Below are 6,547 nucleotides of genomic sequence, written 5' to 3'. Positions count from 1 at the left end.
CTGCGGATCGGCCTCGTCGAGCACAGTCCTGCGGGCGAACCGACCGATCCGGCGACCCTGGCGGTGTTGCGAGAGACCGCCGAGCGGCTGGCCGCGCTGGGTCACGAGATCGTCCCGACCCACGCGCCGGTCCCGGCCTCGTTCCGGGAGGACTTCATCGCGTACTGGGGCCTGCTCGCCCTGGCCACGTCCTCCGGTGGCCGGAGCACCTTCAGTCCGGAGTTCGACGCGGGGCGGCTCGACCCGTTCACGATCGGCCTCGCCGGGATGGCCAGGCGAGGCCTCCCCACGCTCCCCCTACATCTGTACCGCCTGTTTCGGACCAGGCGTCGGTTCGACTCCGCGTTCGGGGACCTCGACGTGTACCTCAACCCGGTGGTCAACCACGAGACCCCGGAGGTCGGGTACCTGGACGCCGACCTGCCCTACGAGACCCACCTCGAGCGGGTGTCCGACTGGGTCACCTTCACCCCGCTCCAGAACATCGCCGGCTCCCCCGCCGTCTCGCTGCCCACCGGCCGGGCGCCGGACGGTCTGCCCATCGGGGTGCACCTGTCGGCGAGGATCGGCCACGACCGTCTGCTGCTCGAACTCGCCTCCGAGTACGAGGCGGCGTACCCCTTCGCCCGCATCTGGGAGTAACCCTCATTCATCCAGCAACTGGGCGACACGCGGGCCGACCCGCCGTCGCAGCACCACCTCTGTACGGGTCCGCAGGACTCCGGGTGTGGCGATGATGGAACTGAAGACCTCCTCGAGATGCGAGTGGTCCCGGGCCACCACGCGGCAGACGATGTCGAACTCCCCCGCCACGCTCATCACCTCGAGGACCTCGCGCACGTCCGCCAGGCCGGTACAGGTCGCCTCCAGCTTCGCCTGCGCCACCTGGATGTGGACCAGCGCGGAGAGCGGATACCCGAGCGCCGCCGGATCAAGGGCGGGCGCCCACGAGGCGATCACGCCACGGGCCTCGAGTTTGTCGAGCCTGGCCTGCGCGGTCCCGCGGGCCACCCCGAGGCGGCGGGAGAACTCACGCACCCCGACTCGTGGACCCGCCAGGACGATCTTCAGGAGCCGACGGTCGGTGGCATCCAGGCCGGGGCTTATTTCCATGTGTACATAGTATGTCGAGTCTGACTGGACAACTGGCCCATCCCTTTGGGACTTTGCCGCGTCGTTCTGTACACGATGCGCTGCGCAGCGCTGACCACGTGACGCACATCACCTACGCGCCTAGCCTGGAGATACAGTTCTCGTCTTTCGAAGGCCAGGTGCGACCGATGACCTCTCTTCTCGGCCCCCCGAGCGGCACCCACGACGATCTACCGCGTACCGCACAGGCGGACGCCGCATCGTTCTCGCTCTCCGACCGCTACACCCGCGAGAGTGGCACGGTCTTCCTCACCGGGATCCAGGCCCTGGTGCGCACGGTCCGCGACCGCGCGCGACTGGACCGCAGGCAGAACCTGCTCACCGCCAGTCTCGTCAGCGGCTACGAGGGCTCTCCCCTCGCCGGCTACGACCTGGAACTCGCGAGGCGAGCGGCGTTCCTCGACCCGTTCGACGTGGTCCACCGCCCCGCCCTCAACGAGGAGGCCGCCGCGACGGCGGTCATGGGTTCGCAGCTCGCCCGACGCACGGGCACCCTCCGCGCGACGGCCCACACCGGTAACGCACCGCTGCAGGGTGTCGTCGGGTACTGGTACGGGAAGGCTCCCGGCCTGGACCGTGCGACGGACGCGATCCGTCACGCCAACCTCATCGGCACCGACCCCTGCGGCGGTGCGGTGGCGTTGGTCGGCGACGATCCCGGCGCCAAGTCCTCGACGGTGCCGTGCTCGTCCGAGCTCGCGCTCGCGGACCTCTACCTCCCGACGCTCTACCCTGCCGATTCCCAGGACGTCCTGGACTTCGGCGTCCACGCGGCGATCCTCTCGCGCGTCTCGGGCCTGTGGTCGGCCATGAAGATCTCCTCGCACGTCGCGGACGCCTCGTCGACCGCGCTGGTGGACCCGGACCGGATCCTGCCCGTCTACGGCGATCTGGGCACGAGCCCGCATGTGCCCTCGGGCCAGCTGCTCGGGTCCAGCCTGATGGAACTGGAACAGAACCAGCTCACCGTCCGGATACCGCGCGCGCTGGAGTACGCCCGGCTCAACAAGCTCAACCGGATCGTGCAGTCGACTGCCGACGACCGAATCGGGATCGTTGCCGCCGGCAAGAGCTACCTCGACGTCCGCGAATCGCTGCGGAGGTTGGGCCTGGACGATGCCGAGCTCTCCCGACGCGGCATCCGGATCCTCAAACTCGGCATGGTGTACCCCATCGAGCGCACTGTCCTGGACGAGTTCATGACCGGACTCGACGAGGTGATCGTGGTGGAGGAGAAGCGCGACTTCATCGAGACGATGATCCGCGAGATCCACTTCCGCCGCCCGGACGTCGCGAATGTCGTGGGCAAGACCCACGAGGACGGCTCCACCCTGTTCAGCCGTTTCGGTGAACTCGACGTCGACGCCGTGACCCGCGGCCTGGCGCAGCGGCTCGGCCGCGTCCACGGCATCGAGTCGGCGCTGGCCTGGATCGACGGACCGGGCCGCGGCCGCTCGCGCATCTCCCTGCCACTGGCCACCACCCGGACGCCGTACTTCTGCTCGGGCTGCCCGCACAACAGCTCCACCAAGGTCGCCGACGGGACGCTCGTGGGCGGCGGCATCGGATGCCACGCGATGGTCCTGCTCATGGACGCCGAGCAGGTCGGCACCGTCACGGGCGTCACCCAGATGGGCGGCGAGGGCCTGCAGTGGACCGGTATGGCGCCGTTCCTGACCGAGCGCCACATGGTGCAGAACATCGGCGACGGCACGTTCATGCACTCCGGTTCGCTCGCGCTCCGCGCCGCCGTCGCCTCGGGCGACAACATCACCTACAAGCTGCTCTACAACGGCACCGTCGCCATGACGGGCGGCCAGGACCCGGTCGGCGAGATGTCGCTGCCGGAGATCCTGCGACTGTTGCGCGCGGAGAGAGTGGCCAAGATCGTCGTCACCACGGACGACGTCAAGGCCACGAGGTCCCAGGGCCTGCCCCGCGGCATCGAGGTCCGGGACCGCCGGGACACGCTCGAGGTCCAGAAGGAGCTCGCCGCGACCCCCGGGGTGACCGTGTTGGTCCACGACCAGTTCTGCGCGGCCGAGAAGCGCCGCCACCGCAAGCGCGGCACCTACCCCACCCCGGCCGAGAGGGTGGTGATCAACGAGCGGATCTGTGAGGGTTGCGGCGACTGCGGCAGGAAGTCCAACTGCCTGTCCGTCCATCCGGTGCAGACCGAGTTCGGACGCAAGACGCAGATCGACCAGTCGACCTGCAATTTCGACTTCTCGTGCCTGGAGGGCGACTGCCCTGCCTTCGTCAGCGTCGTGCCGGGTACCAGGACAGAACGGGTGGCCACGGCGCCGGAGCTCGACGCGGCGGCCCTCCCGGAGCCGACCCGGGCCGGGGTCGACGCCGACCGCGGCTTCTCGCTGCGACTGACCGGTATCGGCGGGACGGGGATCGTCACCGTGTCGGCTGTGCTGGCCACCGCCGCGGTGCTCGACGGCAACTCCGCGCGCACCCTCGACATGACGGGTCTGGCGCAGAAGGGCGGTGCGGTGGTCTCCGACGTCCGGGTGGCCCGGACACCGCTCGAGCAGCCCCCGAAGATCGGCGGCGGAGACTGCGATCTCTACCTGTGTTGTGACGGCCTCGTGGGTGCGGACGACGCCAACCTCAAGGTGGCCCGCCCGGACCGCACCACCGCGGTCGTCTCCACCACCCAGATCCCCAAGGGCACGATGGTCATCGACACCGCCGTGGACTATCCGTCCACCTCGGACATCCAGGCGGTCATCGATCGCGCGTCGAGGCGAGGGGTCTACCTGAACCCCGGTGAGATCACGGAGAACCTCTTCGGCTCCACGCAGTCCTCCAACATGCTCATGGTGGGCGCGGCCTACCAGAGCGGCGCCCTGCCGATCTCCGCCGAGGCCATCGAGCAGGCGATCGAGCTCAACGGTGTGGCGGTCACGGCGAATCTGCAGGCGTTCCGCAGGGGCCGCCAGGCCGTCGCCGATCCGGAGACGCTGGCCGCGCTGGTCGCCGACCTACACAAGCCGGTGTCCACGGCGACGTCGGCCCTTCACGTGCCGACCCCCGCCGCGCAGCGCCTGCTCGCCGGTCTGGGCGCGGACGCCTCCGATGAACTCCGTGCCGTGGTCGCGCTGCGCGTCGACGAGTTGATCGACTTCCAGAATGCGGCCTACGCGGCCGACTACCTGTGCAGCGTCGAGGATCTGCGCGCCGCCGAGGCCCTTCGGGAGCCCGCCGAGGGCGGAGCCGATCCCGAACAGCTCACGCTGGCCGTGGCCACGAACCTGTACAAGCTCATGGCATACAAGGACGAGTACGAGGTCGCCCGCCTGGCCGTCGATCCGGCGTTCGCCGCGCAGCTCACCGAGGAGTGGGGCGAGGGGGCAGTGCCCAACCTCAGGCTTCATCCGCCGGCGCTGCGCGCGCTGGGGATGAAGAGGAAGATCTCGATCGGGCCCAGGGCCATGCCTGCGATGAAGGCACTGGCGAGGATGAAGCGGCTACGCGGCACCCCGCTCGACGTGTTCGGATATGCCCACGTCCGCAGGGTGGAACGCGAGCTATTGGCCGGGTACCGGGATCTGGTCCACCGGCTCACCGCCGAGCTGCGGCGCTCGGGCCCGGTCGGGCGGAGCGCCGAGTGGTACGACGCCGCGATCGCTCTGGCCGAGTTGCCCGACATGGTGCGCGGGTACGAGTACGTCAAGCTGGAGAGCGTGGCCAGCTACCGGGAAGAGCTGGCCCGCCTGCGTGGCGAGCTGGGCTGGCGCTGACCCCCGACGGTGCCCCGGTGGTTCCAGGCGATCTCGCGCGCCACCGTCACGGCCGTCACGAGGAACACCAGACCCATCGTCAGCCAGAAGAGCAGGGCGACGTCGGGCGCCCACAGCGCAGCGACCCCGAACGGCACCCCGACCACCGCGGGGACGCCGAGCAACCCGCCCACCAGGAGAGCGGCGCCGACGAGTGTCACCAGCAGGACGCGCGTGAGGGTCCCCCGTGTGGTCCTGCGGGGCGGGGACCGCCGTACCAGTCCGATCACCACCCATCCGAGCAGGGCGACGAGCAGCAGCACCAGCACGATCCCGCCGACGATCACCCCGGTGTAGAACCCGGAGCCGGGATGCGCGCCGGGAGGCAACCCCATGATCCGGTCGGCGAACGCCTCGGCCGCGCCAGCCGACTCCGCCGATCGGAGCTCGCCATAGGAGTTGGCCACCAGCACCACGCCCACATCCCGCTCCGGGGACAGGGCGAGATAGGTGAAGTACCCGGGGACCGCCCCGGAGTGCCGGACGACGGTCACCTCGTCGTCGCCGTCCGTCCTGCCCTCGACGATCAGGCCGTTGCCGTACCGGGCACCGGTCCCCGTCTCCACCGCTCCCTCCCGCCGCTCGACCGATTCCGGTGCTGTGGACCGGAGGTCGCCGAGCTGCCACGCCGCGTACCGCGCGAGGGAGTCCGTCGGGCCGGACAGGTAGCCATAGGCGAGCCCCGCGGGGTCGAACCCCACGTCCACGGGCCTCTCGCCGAAGAAGTAGGGCGCGTGGCCCGGAGGGACGTCCTCGGCGAACCGGCCGGGGTCGGTGACCACGTCGGTCACTCCGGAGGTCGACGCGAGGACCTCGTGGAGGACGTCGCCGTAGGGCCGCTGAGTCACGGTCTCGACGACAGCCTGGAGCAGGAGGTAGTTCAGGCTCGAGTATCGGTAGATGCCCCGCGGTCCGACGCCCGCCACGTCCGCGATCTCGGGAACGACCTCCGAGGCAGGGCCCGTGCGCCCCCACACGTCGGTGAGTTCCACCTGGTGCGGCAGACCGGAGACGTGGTGGACGAGGTCGGCGATGGTGACGCCCGTGGTGTCGAGCTCGCCGCCGCGCAGGGCCGGCAGGACCGAGGCCACCGGGTCCGAGGCGGACAGCGTCCCCGACTCGTCGAGGACGGACACGACGAGGGCTGCAAAGGACTTGGACACCGAACCCCACACGAACGCGGTCCCCTCGCCGACCGGAGCACCGTCGCCGTCGACACCGTGGTGGGCGCGACCCACGACGCCCGTGGAGTCGACCACCGCCACCGATATACCCGGGGCCCCGAGTTCGTCGGCGAGGCGGGTGGCCTCCGCGTCGAGGCTCAGCCCGTCTACGACCGACCCCTCACCGACCGACCGGGCGGTGGCCGGGGTCACGGTCGCCGGAACCACTATCGCCGCGAGTAGCGCGAGGACGACCGCCATCGCGACGCCGACGCCGCGCGGGCTTGGCGGTATCGCCGCGGTGCAGGCCGGGCTGGGGTCACTTCCGGTGCGGATCACGTCCGGGAGTGTATGCACGGGAACCGGTGCCTGAGGACCTCTCCCCGTTCCACCGACGCAGGACCCCGGGTCAGGACCGCAGGGCCGCCGACGCCATCGCGG

At 70.3% G+C, this 6,547-nt stretch carries 4 protein-coding genes; 2 read left to right on the top strand and 2 right to left on the bottom strand.

Annotation, left to right across the window (positions count from 1 at the left end; genetic code table 11):
• A partial coding sequence (locus G6020_RS16945; RefSeq protein WP_241732588.1) for an amidase family protein occupies nucleotides 1–642 on the top strand: 642 nt, incomplete at its 5' end.
• 3 nt (nucleotides 643–645) lie between these two features.
• On the opposite strand, the gene G6020_RS06075 is transcribed toward G6020_RS16945, so the two are convergent.
• Nucleotides 646–1,113, bottom strand: a complete 468-nt coding sequence (locus G6020_RS06075; protein ID WP_107746422.1) for an Lrp/AsnC family transcriptional regulator — start codon at nucleotides 1,111–1,113, stop codon at nucleotides 646–648.
• 167 nt (nucleotides 1,114–1,280) lie between these two features.
• Between G6020_RS06075 and G6020_RS06070 the strand changes: the two genes are divergently transcribed.
• Nucleotides 1,281–4,904: an indolepyruvate ferredoxin oxidoreductase family protein gene (locus G6020_RS06070; RefSeq protein WP_182610000.1), complete on the top strand. Its 3,624-nt coding sequence runs from the start codon at nucleotides 1,281–1,283 to the stop codon at nucleotides 4,902–4,904.
• Here G6020_RS06070 and G6020_RS06065 read toward each other — a convergent pair.
• Complete coding sequence (locus G6020_RS06065; RefSeq protein WP_182609999.1) at nucleotides 4,856–6,445, bottom strand: serine hydrolase domain-containing protein; 1,590 nt, start codon at nucleotides 6,443–6,445, stop codon at nucleotides 4,856–4,858. The genes G6020_RS06070 and G6020_RS06065 overlap by 49 nt on opposite strands.
• Between the last annotated feature and the right edge of the window lie 102 nt (nucleotides 6,446–6,547).

Origin of the sequence: Dietzia sp. B19, assembly GCF_014145155.1 — a bacterium.
Lineage (GTDB): Bacteria > Actinomycetota > Actinomycetes > Mycobacteriales > Mycobacteriaceae > Dietzia > Dietzia natronolimnaea.
Note: the sequence above shows the minus strand (reverse complement) of the source record. Positions and strands in the feature narration are given on the sequence as shown.